This window comes from Pseudomonas paeninsulae, from assembly GCF_035621475.1.
Lineage (GTDB): Bacteria > Pseudomonadota > Gammaproteobacteria > Pseudomonadales > Pseudomonadaceae > Aquipseudomonas > Aquipseudomonas paeninsulae.
The window spans coordinates 2,020,551-2,040,967 of sequence record NZ_CP141799.1; the positions used below are offsets into that span (position 1 = coordinate 2,020,551).

Consider the following 20,417-nt stretch of genomic DNA (forward strand, 5'->3'; position numbering starts at 1 on the left):
GAAAAAATCTTATGCAGTCTGGAGAATGCCAGACATTGTTAATTAGCAAAGGTCACGCAATTAGCGGGTTTTGCTTAGGTGCGTGAGCAGAAACAGGCGGTCGATCACGATTCGCAGTACTTAGGGCGGGGATGGTTCTGATGAAGTAGTACGGCAGCCAAGGGGCGTTATTTTTTTGGCGTTTCAGGGGTGGGTATGTCGTTTCATTTCACTCAGTTGTGTCTTGTTATCGCGCTCTTTGGGAAGGTGTATTGACCCTTTTCAAACGTGTCGGCGGTGGCTGGCAGCTGTAGTGAGGAAGGATTCATGGCTACTTTGATAGGTGTCGTCAGTCAGGTAGTTGGCGAGGTTTTCGCGGTAGCTGGCGATGGGACGCGCAGACCTCTGGTCGAAGGTGATCGTGTCTTTGCCGGTGAACAATTGGTCACGGGTGCGAGCGGTGCAGTTGCCATTGCCCTGGCCAGCGGTGGCGAGCTGACCCTTGGGCGTGACAGCAACCTGATGCTCGATACGCAACTGCTGGCGGACGCGCGCGGCGACGGTTCGGCTGCAGCGGCCCAAGACGCGGAAAGCGCACCCAGTGACCAGGACCTTACCGAGGTCGAGCAGTTGCAGGCCGCCATCGAAGCGGGTGAAGACCCTACCGCTAGTTTGGCTGCCACGGCCGCAGGGCCAGGTGCCGGTGCCGGAGGCAATGCTGGCGGCGGCCATTCTTTCGTATTGCTGGGGGAAACCGCTGGTGCACTCGACCCGGTCATTGGTTTTCCTACCAAGGGCCTCGGTTTCATTCCGGAGTTTCCCGATCCGGATATCGCGGTGGAGCTTGTGGCGCCTGATTTCACGCCTGCGGTCGAGGTCGTTCATGAGGATTTCCAAGGGCAAGTCATCACCGGCTCCGGTGTCGTCGATGAAGAAGCGCTGCCGACCGGTAGCAACCCCAACCCCGACGGTAACCCTGTGCAGGCGTTTGGTCGCTTGATCGTCAATTCGCCAGACGGTGTTTCTTCGCTGCAAGTTCAGGATAAGGACGGCAACTGGATCGACGTAACCGCCGGCGGCACTGTGCAGGGTGTTTACGGTACCTTGATGGTCGATGCGGCGGGGAACTGGACCTACACCCTCGACGCCAACACCTTGGATCACACTAACCCCAATGCGACTGGTGTCGATGATCAGGCGGGCGAGAGCTTTCTGGTGCGGGTGGTTGACAGTGATGGCGACGTGTCGCCGACCGTTTCGCTGAATGTAGTGGTGTACGACGATGGTCCTCTGGCAGCTGTAAACGGTGAAGCCCCAAGTCTTGGCCGCGTGAGCGTGGACGAAAGCCTGCCCGGCTTTGGTGGTGCTTACGCTGATGGCGTGGCGCAAGCGGTGCTGGCCGGAGCGATCGTGCAGGCGCAATTTAGCAGCGTTTATGGCGCGGACGGCCCGGGCACCACGGTGTACAGCCTGAGCCTGAATACCGGAGCAGGCAGCAGCGTTGGCAGCGGTTTGTTCGCGGTGAATGCGGCAATGCCGAACGGCAAGGGTGGCGAGATCCAGCTGAGCCAAGTGGGCAACGTGATCAGCGGCAAGGTGGGTGGCGACACCTACTTCACCCTGACCATCAACCCGGCCAGCGGTGCGGTGACCCTGGACCTGCTGGACAATCTCTGGCACAGCAACACCGGCAACCCGGATGATGCACAGAGCCTGCTGCTGGGTACGGGCGTGCTGCAACTGGTGCAGACCCTGACTGATGGCGATGGTGACAGCAACAGCGCCTCGTTCGATCTGGGTGCGGCGGGGGTCTTCAGCTTCGAAGACGATGGTCCTCTGGCAGCTGTAAACGGTGAAGCCCCAAGTCTTGGTCGCGTGAGCGTGGACGAAAGCCTGCCCGGCTTTGGCGGTGCTTACGCTGATGGCGTGGCGCAAGCGGTGCTGGCCGGAGCGATAGTGCAGGCGCAATTTAGCAGCGTTTATGGCGCGGACGGCCCGGGCACCACGGTGTACAGCCTGAGCCTGAATACCGGAGCAGGCAGCAGCGTTGGCAGCGGTTTGTTCGCGGTGAATGCGGCAATGCCGAACGGCAAGGGTGGCGAGATCCAGCTGAGCCAAGTGGGCAACGTGATCAGCGGCAAGGTGGGTGGCGACACCTACTTCACCCTGACCATCAACCCGGCTAGCGGAGCGGTGACCCTGGACCTGCTGGACAACCTCTGGCACAGCAACACCGGCAACCCGGATGATGCACAGAGCCTGCTGCTGGGTACGGGCGTGCTGCAACTGGTGCAGACCCTGACCGATGGCGATGGTGACAGCAACAGCGCCTCGTTCGATCTGGGTGCGGCGGGGGTCTTCAGCTTCGAAGACGATGGTCCTCTGGCAGCTGTAAACGGTGAAGCCCCAAGTCTTGGTCGCGTGAGCGTGGACGAAAGCCTGCCCGGCTTTGGCGGTGCTTACGCTGATGGCGTGGCGCAAGCGGTGCTGGCCGGAGCGATCGTGCAAGCGCAATTTAACAGCGTTTATGGCGCGGACGGCCCGGGCACCACGGTGTACAGCCTGAGCCTGAATACCGGAGCAGGTAGCAGCGTTGGCAGCGGTTTGTTCGCGGTGAATGCGGCAATGCCGAACGGCAAGGGTGGCGAGATCCAGCTGAGCCAAGTGGGCAACGTGATCAGCGGCAAGGTGGGTGGCGACACCTACTTCACCCTGACCATCAACCCGGCCAGCGGTGCGGTGACCCTGGACCTGCTGGACAATCTCTGGCACAGCAACACCGGCAACCCGGATGATGCACAGAGCCTGCTGCTGGGTACGGGCGTGCTGCAACTGGTGCAGACCCTGACTGATGGCGATGGTGACAGCAACAGCGCCTCGTTCGATCTGGGTGCGGCGGGGGTCTTCAGCTTCGAAGACGACGGCCCGGTGGCTGGCTTGGCCAGCTACGCACCGAGTCTGGGTACTGTGAAGGTGGACGAAAGCCTGCCCGGCTTTGGCGGTGCTTACGCTGATGGCGTGGCGCAAGCGGTGCTGGCCGGAGCGATCGTGCAAGCGCAATTTAACAGCGTTTATGGCGCGGACGGCCCGGGCACCACGGTGTACAGCCTGAGCCTGAATACCGGAGCAGGCAGCAGCGTTGGCAGCGGTTTGTTCGCGGTGAATGCGGCAATGCCGAACGGCAAGGGTGGCGAGATCCAGCTGAGCCAAGTGGGCAACGTGATCAGCGGCAAGGTGGGTGGCGACACCTACTTCACCCTGACCATCAACCCGGCCAGCGGTGCGGTGACCCTGGACCTGCTGGACAATCTCTGGCACAGCAACACCGGCAACCCGGATGATGCACAGAGCCTGCTGCTGGGTACGGGCGTGCTGCAACTGGTGCAGACCCTGACTGATGGCGATGGTGACAGCAACAGCGCCTCGTTCGATCTGGGTGCGGCGGGGGTCTTCAGCTTCGAAGACGACGGCCCGGTGGCTGGCTTGGCCAGCTACGCACCGAGTCTGGGTACTGTGAAGGTGGACGAAAGCCTGCCCGGCTTTGGCGGTGCTTACGCTGATGGCGTGGCGCAAGCGGTGCTGGCCGGAGCGATCGTGCAAGCGCAATTTAACAGCGTTTATGGCGCGGACGGCCCGGGCACCACGGTGTACAGCCTGAGCCTGAATACCGGAGCAGGCAGCAGCGTTGGCAGCGGTTTGTTCGCGGTGAATGCGGCAATGCCGAACGGCAAGGGTGGCGAGATCCAGCTGAGCCAAGTGGGCAACGTGATCAGCGGCAAGGTGGGTGGCGACACCTACTTCACCCTGACCATCAACCCGGCCAGCGGTGCGGTGACCCTGGACCTGCTGGACAATCTCTGGCACAGCAACACCGGCAACCCGGATGATGCACAGAGCCTGCTGCTGGGTACGGGCGTGCTGCAACTGGTGCAGACCCTGACTGATGGCGATGGTGACAGCAACAGCGCCTCGTTCGATCTGGGTGCGGCGGGGGTCTTCAGCTTCGAAGACGACGGCCCGGTGGCTGGCTTGGCCAGCTACGCACCGAGTCTGGGTACTGTGAAGGTGGACGAAAGCCTGCCCGGCTTTGGCGGTGCTTACGCTGATGGCGTGGCGCAAGCGGTGCTGGCCGGAGCGATCGTGCAAGCGCAATTTAACAGCGTTTATGGCGCGGACGGCCCGGGCACCACGGTGTACAGCCTGAGCCTGAATACCGGAGCAGGCAGCAGCGTTGGCAGCGGTTTGTTCGCGGTGAATGCGGCAATGCCGAACGGCAAGGGTGGCGAGATCCAGCTGAGCCAAGTGGGCAACGTGATCAGCGGCAAGGTGGGTGGCGACACCTACTTCACCCTGACCATCAACCCGGCCAGCGGTGCGGTGACCCTGGACCTGCTGGACAATCTCTGGCACAGCAACACCGGCAACCCGGATGATGCACAGAGCCTGCTGCTGGGTACGGGCGTGCTGCAACTGGTGCAGACCCTGACTGATGGCGATGGTGACAGCAACAGCGCCTCGTTCGATCTGGGTGCGGCGGGGGTCTTCAGCTTCGAAGACGACGGCCCGGTGGCTGGCTTGGCCAGCTACGCACCGAGTCTGGGTACTGTGAAGGTGGACGAAAGCCTGCCCGGCTTTGGCGGTGCTTACGCTGATGGCGTGGCGCAAGCGGTGCTGGCCGGAGCGATCGTGCAAGCGCAATTTAACAGCGTTTATGGCGCGGACGGCCCGGGCACCACGGTGTACAGCCTGAGCCTGAATACCGGAGCAGGCAGCAGCGTTGGCAGCGGTTTGTTCGCGGTGAATGCGGCAATGCCGAACGGCAAGGGTGGCGAGATCCAGCTGAGCCAAGTGGGCAACGTGATCAGCGGCAAGGTGGGTGGCGACACCTACTTCACCCTGACCATCAACCCGGCCAGCGGTGCGGTGACCCTGGACCTGCTGGACAATCTCTGGCACAGCAACACCGGCAACCCGGATGATGCACAGAGCCTGCTGCTGGGTACGGGCGTGCTGCAACTGGTGCAGACCCTGACTGATGGCGATGGTGACAGCAACAGCGCCTCGTTCGATCTGGGTGCGGCGGGGGTCTTCAGCTTCGAAGACGACGGCCCGGTGGCTGGCTTGGCCAGCTACGCACCGAGTCTGGGTACTGTGAAGGTGGACGAAAGCCTGCCCGGCTTTGGCGGTGCTTACGCTGATGGCGTGGCGCAAGCGGTGCTGGCCGGAGCGATCGTGCAAGCGCAATTTAACAGCGTTTATGGCGCGGACGGCCCGGGCACCACGGTGTACAGCCTGAGCCTGAATACCGGAGCAGGCAGCAGCGTTGGCAGCGGTTTGTTCGCGGTGAATGCGGCAATGCCGAACGGCAAGGGTGGCGAGATCCAGCTGAGCCAAGTGGGCAACGTGATCAGCGGCAAGGTGGGTGGCGACACCTACTTCACCCTGACCATCAACCCGGCCAGCGGTGCGGTGACCCTGGACCTGCTGGACAATCTCTGGCACAGCAACACCGGCAACCCGGATGATGCACAGAGCCTGCTGCTGGGTACGGGCGTGCTGCAACTGGTGCAGACCCTGACTGATGGCGATGGTGACAGCAACAGCGCCTCGTTCGATCTGGGTGCGGCGGGGGTCTTCAGCTTCGAAGACGACGGCCCGGTGGCTGGCTTGGCCAGCTACGCACCGAGTCTGGGTACTGTGAAGGTGGACGAAAGCCTGCCCGGCTTTGGCGGTGCTTACGCTGATGGCGTGGCGCAAGCGGTGCTGGCCGGAGCGATCGTGCAAGCGCAATTTAACAGCGTTTATGGCGCGGACGGCCCGGGCACCACGGTGTACAGCCTGAGCCTGAATACCGGAGCAGGCAGCAGCGTTGGCAGCGGTTTGTTCGCGGTGAATGCGGCAATGCCGAACGGCAAGGGTGGCGAGATCCAGCTGAGCCAAGTGGGCAACGTGATCAGCGGCAAGGTGGGTGGCGACACCTACTTCACCCTGACCATCAACCCGGCCAGCGGTGCGGTGACCCTGGACCTGCTGGACAATCTCTGGCACAGCAACACCGGCAACCCGGATGATGCACAGAGCCTGCTGCTGGGTACGGGCGTGCTGCAACTGGTGCAGACCCTGACTGATGGCGATGGTGACAGCAACAGCGCCTCGTTCGATCTGGGTGCGGCGGGGGTCTTCAGCTTCGAAGACGACGGCCCGGTGGCTGGCTTGGCCAGCTACGCACCGAGTCTGGGTACTGTGAAGGTGGACGAAAGCCTGCCCGGCTTTGGCGGTGCTTACGCTGATGGCGTGGCGCAAGCGGTGCTGGCCGGAGCGATCGTGCAAGCGCAATTTAACAGCGTTTATGGCGCGGACGGCCCGGGCACCACGGTGTACAGCCTGAGCCTGAATACCGGAGCAGGCAGCAGCGTTGGCAGCGGTTTGTTCGCGGTGAATGCGGCAATGCCGAACGGCAAGGGTGGCGAGATCCAGCTGAGCCAAGTGGGCAACGTGATCAGCGGCAAGGTGGGTGGCGACACCTACTTCACCCTGACCATCAACCCGGCCAGCGGTGCGGTGACCCTGGACCTGCTGGACAATCTCTGGCACAGCAACACCGGCAACCCGGATGATGCACAGAGCCTGCTGCTGGGTACGGGCGTGCTGCAACTGGTGCAGACCCTGACTGATGGCGATGGTGACAGCAACAGCGCCTCGTTCGATCTGGGTGCGGCGGGGGTCTTCAGCTTCGAAGACGACGGCCCGGTGGCTGGCTTGGCCAGCTACGCACCGAGTCTGGGTACTGTGAAGGTGGACGAAAGCCTGCCCGGCTTTGGCGGTGCTTACGCTGATGGCGTGGCGCAAGCGGTGCTGGCCGGAGCGATCGTGCAAGCGCAATTTAACAGCGTTTATGGCGCGGACGGCCCGGGCACCACGGTGTACAGCCTGAGCCTGAATACCGGAGCAGGCAGCAGCGTTGGCAGCGGTTTGTTCGCGGTGAATGCGGCAATGCCGAACGGCAAGGGTGGCGAGATCCAGCTGAGCCAAGTGGGCAACGTGATCAGCGGCAAGGTGGGTGGCGACACCTACTTCACCCTGACCATCAACCCGGCCAGCGGTGCGGTGACCCTGGACCTGCTGGACAATCTCTGGCACAGCAACACCGGCAACCCGGATGATGCACAGAGCCTGCTGCTGGGTACGGGCGTGCTGCAACTGGTGCAGACCCTGACTGATGGCGATGGTGACAGCAACAGCGCCTCGTTCGATCTGGGTGCGGCGGGGGTCTTCAGCTTCGAAGACGACGGCCCGGTGGCTGGCTTGGCCAGCTACGCACCGAGTCTGGGTACTGTGAAGGTGGACGAAAGCCTGCCCGGCTTTGGCGGTGCTTACGCTGATGGCGTGGCGCAAGCGGTGCTGGCCGGAGCGATCGTGCAAGCGCAATTTAACAGCGTTTATGGCGCGGACGGCCCGGGCACCACGGTGTACAGCCTGAGCCTGAATACCGGAGCAGGCAGCAGCGTTGGCAGCGGTTTGTTCGCGGTGAATGCGGCAATGCCGAACGGCAAGGGTGGCGAGATCCAGCTGAGCCAAGTGGGCAACGTGATCAGCGGCAAGGTGGGTGGCGACACCTACTTCACCCTGACCATCAACCCGGCCAGCGGTGCGGTGACCCTGGACCTGCTGGACAATCTCTGGCACAGCAACACCGGCAACCCGGATGATGCACAGAGCCTGCTGCTGGGTACGGGCGTGCTGCAACTGGTGCAGACCCTGACTGATGGCGATGGTGACAGCAACAGCGCCTCGTTCGATCTGGGTGCGGCGGGGGTCTTCAGCTTCGAAGACGACGGTCCCATCTTCCACTCGGTGATGGATGCGGTGCTTTCCAACTCTGTGACTGTGGCGTTCCAAGGGCTCTATAGCGCGAGCTTCGGTGCCGATGGCCTGGACTTCCTGTCGGTTGCCTTGGGCGCGGGGGGCTCCTATGCAGGGGAGGCGGTCACCTTCGTGCAGCACGGCACGGTGCAGCCCGGTGTGACCCAGGTGGATGTGACCAACGGCGCCAACCAGATTATGTTCACCTTCTACTACAACACCACGACCAATGCGGTGCACAGCGGGGGAAACGGCAGCGTCGAGTTCCATGCCTTTAGCAGCCTGTCCGACCCGGCGGGTAGTCCGTTCTTTGCCCTGAGGGTCAATCCGGATAGCACCTACACCTTCGAAATGCTGTCGAACCAGGTTATCTCCAACACCACTGTGAGTGGCGAGGACTTCAGAGCCTTCGGTCCGGTTGGTCAGGTGGCGACCGATGATCTGTCGCTCACCATCAAAGGCTCCGCCGCGGTCAATGCTTCTTCGCACGGTATAGGTGTGGCCAACCCGCAAATCAACGCTGGTGAACGGTTGCTGCTCGATTTTGCCAATAAGCAAAGCTATGTGAGCTTCACCATGCAGCAATGGACTGGGCCTTCAAGCTCGGCAGTGTTGATGCTGTTGCTGGATAACGTAGCGTTTGACTTCAATAACGCTGTGGCGGGTGTCCAGAATCTGTCAGTACCGAAAGGGACTAACGGGATGGTGGTGATAGTGGATGCGGCTCTGGCTGGCACCTGGACCTATAATGCAACCAGCAAGATCTACACCATTTATACCGACAGCGAGTTTGATGATCTGGAGATCAGGCATGTAAGCGGCAGCCCGGACTTCAACATCAACCACATCACCTATGAGTTCACCCTGACGATTGAGGACCTCTCGGTCAACTTCAACCTGGGGGTGGCGGATGCCGATGGCGATATCTCCTACCTGGCCGATCAACTGACGGTCACCATGCTTGATCATCATGAAGTGGTTGCTGCTACAAGCGCTGGGGATGACGCTAATAATGGGGTTGTGTTAGTTGGCAACGGTGAAGCGGATACTCTGATTGGCGGTACGGGGGACGATATTCTGATTGGCGGTCCAGGTTCTGACATGATGAGCGGCAATGGCGGCTCAGATGTCTTCAAATGGCTGGATGGCAATACCGGCATCGATACGGTCAGCGATTTTGTGAAAGGCTTTAACTCGGGGGGTGACCAGCTGGATCTTTCCGAACTATTGGTAGGGGAGAGCGGCGAGCCTGGGGATATCGGCAATCTGCTGAGCTATATCGATATCTCCATCGTGGGTACTGACACCGTACTCAAGGTGAGTAGCACTGCGGTCGCCGACCCAGCAACTGCAGCCGAGCAGACCATCGTGTTGCAGAACGTCGACCTCTATGCCAGTTACGGCGTGGGTAGTGAAGGCGACTTGATCCTCCACATGCTGGGAGACAACACTCTCAAGGTGGATACCGTCTAGGTGTGAGCCTGGCATCAGTCCGCCACCCTGCGGGGTGGCGGTTCTTATTGAGATGCTCCGTGCTTGCGATTTCTGGTGGTGGGTAACTCCGCGCGGAGTTCAATAGCGCAGGCTCAATCATGGGCGCGCGCAAGTGCGCATCAAGAGCCTCTAGCCAGCGGTGCGGACTACGTCGCGGCGGAACCAGGTACACGACAGACATCGTTGTGTGAGGGCTTTTGCCTGTACGGCAGCTCGGCTGCAAGTGCAATCTGCGCTACTTGCCAAAGGTCGTACGCCGGAGATGATCGGTGCGGAACCAATCTGGCGGGTTGTCGCTGCGCTCCGAAGTCCGCCTACCCGCAGATAGTGTGTCGTGGGTAATCAGCGCCGGATGAATAGTCGTTTGTCGCTTTCTCGGTCGATGGCGCGAATGTAGCTGCTGTCGATTTTCAGGTAGGCCGGGGGGCAGGGATTCGATGGGTGTGACCCAGTAGTCGATCCGCTGCGAGATGCTGGTATCGTCGGCGAAGCGAATCTGACGGTTGAAGACGCGATGAGCGCTGCCCCGCTTGTTCTGTTCCGCGAGCTGGGCGCTGCGCTTGAACAATGCCTCCCAGGCTTGGATGCTGGTTCTGGCACTGCCCGGTGCTGCCCTAGCTTTTTCGGCGGTGTCGATGATCAGGCTGAAGTTCCAGTCGGCCCTGTGGCTCAGGCCAGGCTTCTCCCAAGTAGGAAGGCAAGCAAAATAACTCGCGCAAGCGCCGTTTAATGCCGCGCTGTTGTCACCCTGGAAGGTGCTGACATGGCCGCATTGCCGCTTCACCGTCAATCATCGCGGGAGTTCACGCTGCATTATTGAGTGGCTTTGCTGTTAGGCATGCAATCAGCGGTTCTGCAGGTGCGCCGGCTGACTACCCTGCGTGGCTAACGCGGATTGGGCAGGGTTTTCTGCTTGAGGATATAGATGCTCACCAACAGTGCGCTGGTCAGCATGAAGGCACGTGCCCAGAACAGAGGGACCAGGTAGCAGGAGAGGGCGATGCTGAGCCACATCAGGCTGATGCTGTAGACCTTGGCTTTGCGCGGGATGCCCTGGCCGTCGAGGTAGTCGCGAACCCATGGGCCAAGCCTGGGATGCAACACCAGCCACAGATAAAAGCGTTTTGAACTGCGGACAAAGCAGGCTGCGGCCAGTAACAGGAACGGCGTAGTCGGCAGCACCGGCAGGAAGACACCGATCACCCCGAGCACCACGCACAGCCAACCCAAGGACAGCAGTGCGTAGCGAATCAGCGGATTACGGTTTTCTTCTACGGCACGCGCCATGGTAGTGGCGCAGACTCAATGGTGACGAGGTTTGAGCAGGGCTGGTTTTTCTTCCGGGGCATGGCAGAGCAGAAACAACGCGGTCAGCAGCTCGGGAATTTGCTCGACCATACTGTCTACCAGATCGCGGTCGCTGGCGATTTCGGTGAACTCTGCTTGCTCATCGAACAAACCGGAGGCAACCATTATCGGCAGTAGCAGCTCGCTGACCTCGTCTTCGGCATCGTCGAACCAGGCGGCTTCACGCAGGAACACCCCTTCCATAAAGCCGATACACCAGCCGCGCAGATCGGAGTCGTCCGGCTCGTCGCCGAGATCGAGCTCGCAAGGCACTTCAGGGTCGTCGTCGCTGGCTAGTTGGCGAGCGATATGGGTATGCAGTTGCAGCAAGGTGGCCTCGATATCGTCGCGCTCCTCGTCGCTGCGATAATGCGGCGGCTCGGAGAACAGGGCATCGATCCATTCACGCTCGGGTACCGGGTCAGGGCAGATCGCCAAGGCGGTGAGGTAGCCATGAGCGGCCACATAGTCCAGAGCCTCTTCGTGCAGCTCATCGGCGTCGAGGAAGGCTTGCAGGCGGGACAGTTGCTCGGCGAAGGACATCGTGGGGCTACCTTGAAGAAGTAAACGAGGATGGATTCTAGTCCAGACCTGCTACAGCAGCCATAGTTCTAAGAAAATGCGCGGCGAAAAAACAGATCAAAACTCAGTCCGGCAAGCAGGTGCGTATAATGCCGAGCTCGTTTCGGAGACCTTTCATGCTCGACCACGCACTGCGCATCCTCAAAGACGTTTTCGGCTATGACAGCTTCCGTGGCCGCCAGGGGGCGATTATCGAGCGCGTGGCGGGTGGTGGCGACGCCTTGGTGCTGATGCCGACCGGCGGCGGCAAGTCGCTGTGCTTTCAGGTGCCGGCCTTGCTGCGCGAGGGTTTGGCGGTGGTGGTGTCGCCACTGATCGCCTTGATGGATGACCAGGTCGCCACCCTCGACGAGTTGGGTGTGGCGGCAGTGGCCCTGAATTCCACCCTGAATGCCGAGCAGCAGCGCGAGATCGCCGAGCGGATCAACCGCGGCGAGATAAAAATGCTCTACCTGGCCCCGGAGCGCCTGGTACAACCGCGCATGCTGGCGTTCCTGCAGCGTCTGGACATCGCCCTGTTCGCCATCGACGAAGCGCATTGCGTGTCGCAGTGGGGCCATGACTTTCGCCCGGAATACCTGCAGCTGGGCCAGCTCGCCGAGCTATTTCCCAATGTGCCGCGCATCGCTCTGACCGCCACGGCGGATATGCGCACCCGTGAAGAAATCGTTCAGCGCCTGCATTTGCACGATGCCGAGCGTTTTCTCTCAAGCTTTGACCGGCCCAATATCTTCTACCGCATCGTGCCCAAGGAGCAGCCGCGCAAGCAGTTGCTGGCTTTTCTCGCCGAGCGCAAGGGCGATGCCGGCATCGTCTATTGCATGTCGCGCAAGAAGGTCGACGATATGGCGGCTTTCCTCAGCGAGCAGGGGTTTCCGGCGTTGCCTTACCACGCCGGCTTGGCCAACGAGCTGCGCGCCTACCACCAGAAGCGCTTCCTCAACGAGGAAGGCCTGATCATGGTGGCGACCATCGCCTTCGGCATGGGCATCGACAAGCCCAACGTGCGCTTCGTCGCGCACCTGGACCTGCCCAAGTCGCTGGAAGCCTATTACCAGGAAACCGGTCGCGCCGGCCGCGATGGCCTACCGGCGGACGCCTGGATGGCCTATGGGCTGCAGGACGTGATCTTTCTCAAGCAGATGCTCAACAACTCCGAAGGCGACGAACGGCACAAACGTGTCGAACAGCACAAACTCGATGCCATGCTCGCGCTCTGCGAGGAAACTCGCTGCCGGCGGCAGACGCTGCTGGCTTATTTCGATGAGGAAATGCCCAATCCCTGCGGCCATTGTGACAACTGCATTGATGGCGTGCAGACCTGGGATGCCACCGAGCCAGCGCGCCAGGCACTCTCGGCGATCTACCGCAGCGGCCAGCGCTACGGTGTCGGTCATCTGGTCGACCTGCTGCTCGGGCGCGACAACGAGAAGGTGCGCGGCCCTGGCCATCAGCACCTGACGGTGTTCGGTGTCGGCAAGGCGTTCAGTGAGGGTGAGTGGCGTTCATTGTTCCGCCAATTGGTGGCGCGCGGCCTGGCCGATGTCGACCTTGAAGGCTACGGCGGCCTGCGCCTCTCGGATAGCTGCCGGCCCTTGTTGCGCGGTGAAGTGACCCTGCAATTGCGCCGCGATCTGAAACCGCAGCTCACGGCGAAAACCTCCAGCAGTGCTGCTAGCCAACTGGTCCGCGGCGACGAGCGCGAACAATGGGAAGCCCTGCGCGCGCTGCGCCGCAAGTTGGCCGAGGAACATGGGGTGCCGCCCTATGTGATCTTCCCCGACGCCACCCTGCTGGAAATGTTGCGCAGCAAGCCTGGCAGCCTGGCCGAAATGGCTCAGGTCAGCGGGGTTGGTGCGCGCAAGTTGGAACGCTATGGCGAGGCCTTCCTCGAAGTGCTGGGCGGTAATGCTGAGGCGCCGCGAGTGGTGCTCGACCTGCGTCATGAACTGGTCAGCCTGGCCCGTGCCGGGATGACCCCGCTGCAGATCGCCAGCCAACTCAAGTGCAGTGAAAAAAATGTCTACAACCTGCTGGCCGAGGCCATCGGTCGCCAGCAGTTATCCCTGGAGCAGGCACTGGATCTGCCGCAAGCGCTGCTCGGCGAGATCCAGGATGCCTTTCTCGATGGCGAAGGCGAACTGCCGGCAGCGGCAACCATTGGCGAACTGTTTGTCGGGCGGGTCGAATTGGGTGTATTGCATTGCGTGCGCGCCGCCTTACAGGCCGAGTTCGAAGCCTGAGCCGCGATTCTAGACAGCGTCGTTCGGCGCACGTATTCCCCCTTGTAGCCGGTATCAAAAGCGCTCCAGCTGTGTTGCACTTAAGTGAATGGCCCAATGGTCATCTCTGCTGAGGAGGTTTTGATGCCGCACCCCCGTGCCTGGCTAGAAGACGTCCGCCCCTGCCCTTATGCAGATCAGCTTGCGTCGGGCTTTCGTTTATTGCGGTTCAATCAACCGCTCGAGCGTGAATACCGTGCCCATGCTCAGGACAGCACCTACAGTGTCAAACGCATCGCGCTCTATGGCGCTATCCTGATCTGGCTGGCATTCGCCGCCTTCGATTTTGCCCTGGTGCATAGCCCAGTGATCTGGTGGATGTTTGCGGTGCGTCTGAGTGTGTTCAGCCTGTTGCTGATCTTCGCAGGCTTGTTGATTCAGGGCCGCCATGCACATTTGCTGCAACCGCTGAGCGTGGTAAGCATCATGGCCCTCGGGGTGGGGGCCGCGGTGGTAGTTGGCATCGCCCACATTACCGACCCGACCTATCCCTATGAAGGATTGTTGTTGGTCTGTATGGCGGCCTACTTTCTGATTGGCTTGCGTTTCAGGGAGGCGCTGGGCTGTTCGCTGGCGGTGCTGGTGGCCTACGTCGGCGGGGAGTTGTTCGCTGGCGTGCCGCTGTCGCGCTTGATCAGTAATCTGCTGTTTCTGCTGATCGGCAATGCAATGGGCGCTATCGGTTGCTACTTGCTGGAATACAAATCCCGTGAACACTTTCTGATCAGTCGGCTGATGCGCCTGCTCGCCGATCACGACAGTCTGACTGGCTTGCACAACAGGCGCAGTTTCAATCGCCAGTTCGAGCAACTGTGGCGCCAGGCGCAACGCGAAGGCCATTCGTTGGCCCTGTTGTTGAGCGATATCGATCATTTCAAGGCCTACAACGACCGCTATGGTCATCAGGCTGGCGACAAGGTGCTGGAGCGCATCGGCGGTTTGCTCAAGGATGCGGCGCGGCGTCCGCTGGACATGGCGGTGCGCCTGGGTGGCGAAGAGTTCGCCGTGCTGCTGTACGACATCGATCAAGCCGAAGCGCTGCAGCGCGCCGAGGTCCTGCGTAAGAATCTGGAGCTGTTGGCGATCGAGCACCAGGGTTCGGCTACCGCGCCCATTGTGACTATCTCCATCGGTGTGTCCTGCTTTCCGCCCACAGACAGCGGCACGCTGGCCAAGCATTATGAGCAGGCGGATCGGGCGCTCTACAAGGCCAAAGCGGCTGGACGCAATCAGGTGATGAGTTGAGCCGCAGACTTACCGATGGCCGATTTCGTCGCTGTAGCTGACGCTTCTGGTGACTACAGGGGACGCGACGGCGGTGCTAGCATCTGGGGCCATTCTTGCGCGAGCGGTTTCCGATGGATCGACTGATTCAAGCCAATGGCCAGCCGCATTACGGCATATTTGCGGACGCCCCCAGGCTGATCAACTACCGTGATTTCGACTTCCGCTCGGCGATGGGGCGCCGCCTAGGCGCTCTGGCCAAATGGCGGCGTTTTCACCAATTCCAGTATTTCGGTTTGCTCAGCGATGAGTTGATCGGTGGCTGTGCCCTGGCCAACCTGAGTCTGGCCGGGGTCGGCTTCGTTTACCTGTTTCATCCCGCCAGCGGGCGCATGATCGAGCGCCAATTCAAGTTGCCGCTGGGTCTGGGTACGCACTTTTCCCAGCAACCGCAGAGCGGTGTGTGCGAGTTGCGCAGCGCGGGCAATCTGCTGCGTTTCGACAACAGCGAGGCGCCACGAGAGAAACGCTTGCTGGTCGAGTTGGACGATGGCACCCGAATAGACGCCTGCTTTTCCGAGGAGCAGCCGAGCTTTCAGCCGATGTGCTTGGCTACCCAGGCTGGAGTAAATGGCTGGGTGTACGCGCAGAAGGTCGCGGGGGTGCGCTGCCGTGGCCAGGTGATCAGCAGCCTGGGTGAGTTCGACCTGACAGCGATAGACGCCTTTGCCCACCACGATTGGTCGGCCGGCTTTATGCGCCCGGAAACCCATTGGAACTGGGCCTGTCTGTCGGGCCAGGCAGGCGGTCTGCGGGTGGGTTTGAATTTGTCCTGTGGGGTTAATGAAACCAGCTTCACGGAGAATTGTTTCTGGCTCGATGGCAAGCTGATTAAGGTCGACACTGTGCGCTTCGCCTTTGATCGTGACCAGCCGCTGCAACCTTGGCAGATCGATTCCCACGACGGTCAGGTGCAATTGCGCTTCAAGGCCCGCGGTGTGCATCAGGAGCATATCAACCTGGGGCTGCTGGCCAGCAACTTCAAACAGATATTCGGCCAGTTCAGTGGTGTGCTGCGCCCGCCGGGCCGCCCGGCGCTGACGATCGACAATCTCTGGGGCTTTGTCGAAGATCAGTACGTGAAATGGTGACAGCCTGATTCATCAATGCGACTTGGGCTTAAACGAACCTTGATCTCGGGCTTGTGGTTATGGTTAGCTAACTAATAATTAGTTTTTTGATAAAAGAGCCGTTTAACCATGCCACAGCCGCAGTTGGATCCACACCGTTTCGCCATGCAATTGGCCCAGTTATCCCGCTCCTGGCGCGCCGAACTCGATCGTCGCCTAGTCGGGCTTGGTCTGTCACAGGCACGCTGGTTGGTGCTCCTGCACCTGTCTCGTTTCGAAGAACTGCCCACCCAGCGTGAGCTGGCGCAAAGCGTCGGGGTCGAAGGACCAACCCTGGCCCGCCTGCTCGATAGCCTGGAAGCCCAAGGCCTGGTTACCCGGCAGGCGGTACCGGAAGATCGCCGCGCCAAGAAAATCTCCCTGAGCCCGCCAGCGCAACCGTTGATCGAAAAGATCGAGGCAATCTCCACCCAGCTACGCAAAGAGCTCTTCGCTGGGATCGACGAAGAAGAACTGCGCCATTGCCAGCAGGTGCATGCACGGATTCTGGGTAACCTGGAAAAACGCTGATGGGGCAGGACCTACCGGACCTGCAGGCGCGTTTTGGCGCGCGCTATCCGCGCTGGTTGCTGGGCATCTTGATGATCGGCAGCATGGCCATGGTCCTGGCCTCGACCAGTATCAATGTGGCCCTGCCAGCGATCATGCTGGAATTTTCGATTGGCCGGCCCCAGGCGCAATGGCTGTCCACTGGCTTTCTTGCGGCTATGACCGCCGGTCTGTTATTGGCTGCTTGGACACATTCACGTTTTGGCGCCAGGCGCACTGCGCAGTTCGGTCTGTTGCTGTTCATCCTTAGTTCATTGCTGGCACTGGTCGTACAAGAGGCCTGGCAGTTGATTGCTCTGCGCATCGTCCAGGGTCTGTGTGCGGGAATCGTCCAGCCATTGGCTATGGTGCTGATCTTTCGCGTATTCGTTGGTGGCGGCCGCGGCATGGCCTTGGGTTTCTATGGCCTGGGGGTGATGGTCGCGCCGACATTGGGGCCGACCATCGGCGGCTATCTGGTCGATCACTTCGGCTGGGGCGCCGTATTTTGGTTGCCATTGCCTATGTGCGGCCTGGCAATGCTGGGCGGGCAGTGGTTGTTGCCCAGCCAGCGGGAAAAATCTACGCCGTTACTGGATGTGTGGGCTTTTGTTTTGTTGTGCGTGGGATTGTTTGCCTTGCTCGGTGCCCTCGCCGAGGCTCAGCGCTTTGCCTGGCAGGCGCCGCGGGTATGGCTGCCCGGTCTTCTGGGTACGCTGGCATTTATCGGCTTTTTCACCCGGAGTTGGCGTAGCGCCAAGCCACTGTTGCCGTTGCGTTTGTGGCGCCATGCCGGCTTTCGCAATGCCAGTTGGGTGGCCCTGACGTTGGGCATGGGTCTGTATGGCTCGACCTACCTGATACCGTTGTACCTGCAAACAGTCGAGGGCTACAGCGCCGGACGCGCCGGTTTGCTGTTGTTGCCTGCGGGGGTACTGATGGGCGCCGCTTCCTTTGTCGGTGGCTGGTTGAGCGATAGGCAGTCGGCGGCCTTGCTGCTGGTCAGCGGGTTGCTGATTTTCGCCTTGTCTGCCGCAGGTTTTGGTTGGCTCGAACAAGGCGCCTCGTTCGCCGTGCTGTGCTTCTGGGCCTGTGTCGGGCGGGTCGGGCTCGGGCTACTGTTGCCGGCGCTGAGCACCGGCTCGCTGGACATCCTCAGCGCACAGGAACTGGCTCTGGGCGCGGGTGCGATTACCTTCGTTCGTCAGTTGGGTGGGGCGTTCGGCGTCAATCTATTGACCTTCTTTCTCGAGTGGCGCCATGGCCGTGAAGGGGGCGATCTGGCTGCCGAGGCCGTGGCGTTCCAGCAGAGTTTCTGGCTGATGGCGGCGGTCTTCGCTCTGACTGTGCTGGCGGCTTGGCGCGTGCGCTCGACAAGGCACTGATTGCTGTAGGCAGTCAGCATACGGGGGGTAAATTGGGGTCATTTTATTGACTGCTTTCCGTTGCTTTTGCGTATGATGGCTACCTGCCTTATTGCTCGGTGTGCACTAACAAGCCGTCTGTTTAAGCGTGCAGGCTGGTAAATTATGACCATACTCACTCATTAGCCGGGTTCGACATGGACTGTTGCCCCGACGTACGAATTTGCTGCACCCACTGTTTTCACCACTGACGGATACGCACGCCAAGGCGTGGAGTGGTGTAACGACTCGGGAGCGGAGTCAGCGGGAGAGTTCATATGTCTCGAGTCCGGCAATTGCTGTTCGGCCTTGCTTCAACCTCGGCATTCTATTCCGGGGTAGTTCCGGCTTTGGGGCTGGGCGAAATCACCCTGCATTCAGCTTTGAATCAGCCGTTAGAGGCTGAAATCGAATTATTGGAAGTTGCCGATCTGGCCAGTAGTGATCTGTTGGTACGGCTTGCATCTGCCGATGTATTCAACCGCTCTGGTGTCGATCGTTTGTTCTTTCTCAACGATCTGCGTTTCACACCCTTGTTGCGCGGCGGCAGCAGTGTGATTCGTGTGGTGTCGAGCCAGCCAGTGCGTGAGCCCTACTTGAACTTCATTGTCGAAGTGGCGCGGCCCAATGGCGCGCTGCTGCGTGAATACACCTTACTACTCGATCCGCCTAGCTCATCGGCCTACCGGACCGTCGCTGCCTTGCCAGAGGTGCGGGCAGCGTCCGTGCGTCCTGCGGTTGCGGCATCACCAGTAACTGCTGCTGCGCCTCGGGTCATGCCGGCAGCCGAAGCAGGTGCGCATTATCAAGTCGTCAGTGGCGACAGCCTGTGGAAGATCGCCGCAGGCTTGCGCGCTGCCGGTAGCCAGGCCTCGCAGCAAGCGTTGATGCGCGATATCCATGCGCTCAACCCGCAGGCATTCAGTCGTGGTGATATCAACCGCCTGCAGGCTGGAGCCGACTTGCTGCTGCCGGATACAGCCCAGGCGGGCAATACGCCGATCGCCAGCGCAGAACCCTTGGCGCCTGGCGAACCGCCAGTCGACCCGCAGGTTGAACAGATGGCACAAATGCAACAGCGCCTGGATCAGGAGTTGCTCAGCCAGGCTGAGGAGAATCTCAAGCTGCAACAGAGCATCACCGATCTGCAGGCGCAGTTGCAGCAGCTGCAGGTACAGGTGGGCGACAAGGACCAGCAGTTGGCTGAATTGCAAAACCAGCTGGTGGAACGTCCTGCACTTGCACAATCGTCTCCGCTACCTGTAGTGGCGGAGTCCTCGCGGGTTGAATTGAGCGAGTCAGTCGAGACGCCGAGTCGCAATTGGTTAAGTGCCGCTGTGGCTGCGCTGGCCCTGCTGCTGGTTGGCCTGCTCGGGTTGTTCTGGCGTAATCGGCGCTCGTTGACACCGCTAAATCAACAGGTTCAGCCAATACCAGAGCCTGTGATGAAGGCGCCAGAAGCAGTTGCGCCGCTGCTGCACAGCGCGGCACCTGCGACTCGTGTCAGCCCAACGGTTGCTTCAGCGACGCCCCCTGACGCATTGGAAGGCGCAAACATCTACATTGCCTATGGCCGCTTCAGTGAGGCGGCGGTGATCCTCGGCAAGGCGCTGGATGTTCAGCCAGAGCGCAGCGATATTCGTTTCCGTCTGCTGGAAGTGTTGGCTCAGCAGGGCAATGCCCAGGCCTTCGCCGAAGAGGAAGCGAAGTTGCGCAGTGCCGGTTTCACGGCAGCGCGGATTGATCAGCTCAAGGCGCGTCACCCCGGTTTGCTTGAGGTCCCTGTGACGGCAGGCACTCTGGAGGATGCCACGCTGGTGCTGGACGAGGCACAGTTGCAAACGCCGGTGCAAGCGGGGGGAACGCTGGAGACTGATTTCCAGCTCAATCTGGATGACTTGGCGCTGGATGCGGATTGGGATCTGGTGAGTCCCTTTCCAACCAGCATGCATAAAAAGAATGGCCTCTCGACGTCAGATGCTTCCGAGCTTGGCGATCTGTCGGAGACTTTTGAGTCGGCTGGACATCGCGATGCACGCAGTCCTTTCGTCCAGACGATGCTGGTCGAAGAAACATCGGCGGAAGACTGGTTGCAGGAAGATCTGAGCGAAGGTTTCCTTGATCAATCCCTTGCCGATGGCAGCAACCTGTTGCACGACCTCGATCAGTTGGCTGGGAATCACGGTAATCTGACCAAACTCAACCAGGCACTGGCTTACATCGACCAAGGCAGTCTGGAAAGCGCGTGTAACATTCTCAATGAAGTCATCAACGATGGGGATGACGAGCAAAAACAGGAAGCCCGCGAGTTGCTGGCGAAAATTGCCTGAAGGCATGGTGCAAGCCAGTCACGAGTGGCCTGATCGGTTGGTTGGTTAACTCAAGTTCGCCGCCTTGAGTCTTATTTGTGGAAGGCCCGACCACGGTGTGTCCTGCACCGCGACAGCGCAATCTGGCAGCCCTGAGGGCTGTATTTGCCGCGGGTCGCGGCCTCCTGCAAGGTTCTGGATAGGCTGAGTCCATGG

At 60.6% G+C, this 20,417-nt stretch carries 10 protein-coding genes; 7 read left to right on the forward strand and 3 right to left on the reverse strand.

Going from position 1 to position 20,417, the window contains the following annotated elements:
• Positions 1–306: 306 nt before the first annotated feature.
• Positions 307–9,315 carry a retention module-containing protein gene (locus VCJ09_RS09370; protein WP_324734088.1) on the forward strand — a complete coding sequence of 3,003 codons (9,009 nt, stop codon included), beginning with the start codon at positions 307–309 and terminating at the stop codon, positions 9,313–9,315.
• Between the two features lie 256 nt (positions 9,316–9,571).
• Here VCJ09_RS09370 and VCJ09_RS09375 read toward each other — a convergent pair whose 3' ends face one another.
• The 3 genes from VCJ09_RS09375 to VCJ09_RS09385 form a co-directional block, all read right to left on the reverse strand.
• Positions 9,572–10,120 carry a hypothetical protein gene (locus VCJ09_RS09375; RefSeq protein ID WP_324734089.1) on the reverse strand — a complete coding sequence of 183 codons (549 nt, stop codon included), beginning with the start codon at positions 10,118–10,120 and terminating at the stop codon, positions 9,572–9,574.
• A gap of 101 nt (positions 10,121–10,221) precedes the next feature.
• A complete protein-coding gene (locus tag VCJ09_RS09380) occupies positions 10,222–10,623 on the reverse strand; it encodes a YbaN family protein (protein ID WP_324734090.1) in 402 nt (133 codons plus the stop codon).
• A 15-nt stretch (positions 10,624–10,638) separates the two neighbouring features.
• A complete protein-coding gene (locus tag VCJ09_RS09385) occupies positions 10,639–11,226 on the reverse strand; it encodes a UPF0149 family protein (protein WP_079201583.1) in 588 nt (195 codons plus the stop codon).
• 155 nt (positions 11,227–11,381) lie between these two features.
• Here VCJ09_RS09385 and recQ point away from each other — a divergent pair, with 155 nt between their 5' ends.
• From recQ to VCJ09_RS09415, 6 genes are all read left to right on the forward strand, one after another.
• The gene (gene recQ, locus VCJ09_RS09390; protein WP_324734091.1) at positions 11,382–13,508 is read left to right on the forward strand and encodes a DNA helicase RecQ; all 2,127 of its coding nucleotides are present in this window, start codon (positions 11,382–11,384) and stop codon (positions 13,506–13,508) included.
• A 123-nt stretch (positions 13,509–13,631) separates the two neighbouring features.
• Entirely contained in the window at positions 13,632–14,792 is a 1,161-nt protein-coding gene (locus tag VCJ09_RS09395) for a GGDEF domain-containing protein (RefSeq protein ID WP_324734092.1), read from the forward strand.
• Positions 14,793–14,905: 113 nt separating this feature from the next.
• On the forward strand, positions 14,906–15,922 hold the full coding sequence (locus tag VCJ09_RS09400) for a DUF2804 domain-containing protein (RefSeq protein ID WP_324734093.1): 1,017 nt from the start codon (positions 14,906–14,908) through the stop codon (positions 15,920–15,922).
• A 108-nt stretch (positions 15,923–16,030) separates the two neighbouring features.
• The gene (locus VCJ09_RS09405) at positions 16,031–16,471 is read left to right on the forward strand and encodes a MarR family transcriptional regulator (protein WP_079201587.1); all 441 of its coding nucleotides are present in this window, start codon (positions 16,031–16,033) and stop codon (positions 16,469–16,471) included.
• Positions 16,471–17,874, forward strand: a complete 1,404-nt coding sequence (locus VCJ09_RS09410) for a DHA2 family efflux MFS transporter permease subunit (protein WP_324734094.1) — start codon at positions 16,471–16,473, stop codon at positions 17,872–17,874. Before VCJ09_RS09405 ends, VCJ09_RS09410 begins: the two co-directional genes overlap by 1 nt.
• A 296-nt stretch (positions 17,875–18,170) precedes the next feature.
• A complete protein-coding gene (locus VCJ09_RS09415; RefSeq protein WP_324734095.1) occupies positions 18,171–20,222 on the forward strand; it encodes a FimV/HubP family polar landmark protein in 2,052 nt (683 codons plus the stop codon).
• Positions 20,223–20,417: the final 195 nt, after the last annotated feature.

Excerpts from the sequence above, each read along its gene's own strand:
- VCJ09_RS09400 (WP_324734093.1), top strand. The coding sequence starts at position 14,906 with ATGGATCGACTGATTCAAGCCAATGGCCAGCCGCATTACGGCATATTT.
- VCJ09_RS09405 (WP_079201587.1), top strand. The coding sequence starts at position 16,031 with ATGCCACAGCCGCAGTTGGATCCACACCGTTTCGCCATGCAATTGGCC.
- VCJ09_RS09415 (WP_324734095.1), top strand. The coding sequence starts at position 18,171 with ATGTCTCGAGTCCGGCAATTGCTGTTCGGCCTTGCTTCAACCTCGGCA.
- recQ (WP_324734091.1), top strand. The coding sequence starts at position 11,382 with ATGCTCGACCACGCACTGCGCATCCTCAAAGACGTTTTCGGCTATGAC.
- VCJ09_RS09370 (WP_324734088.1), top strand. The coding sequence starts at position 307 with ATGGCTACTTTGATAGGTGTCGTCAGTCAGGTAGTTGGCGAGGTTTTC.
- VCJ09_RS09380 (WP_324734090.1), bottom strand. The coding sequence starts at position 10,623 with ATGGCGCGTGCCGTAGAAGAAAACCGTAATCCGCTGATTCGCTACGCA.
- VCJ09_RS09395 (WP_324734092.1), top strand. The coding sequence starts at position 13,632 with ATGCCGCACCCCCGTGCCTGGCTAGAAGACGTCCGCCCCTGCCCTTAT.
- VCJ09_RS09385 (WP_079201583.1), bottom strand. The coding sequence starts at position 11,226 with ATGTCCTTCGCCGAGCAACTGTCCCGCCTGCAAGCCTTCCTCGACGCC.
- VCJ09_RS09410 (WP_324734094.1), top strand. The coding sequence starts at position 16,471 with ATGGGGCAGGACCTACCGGACCTGCAGGCGCGTTTTGGCGCGCGCTAT.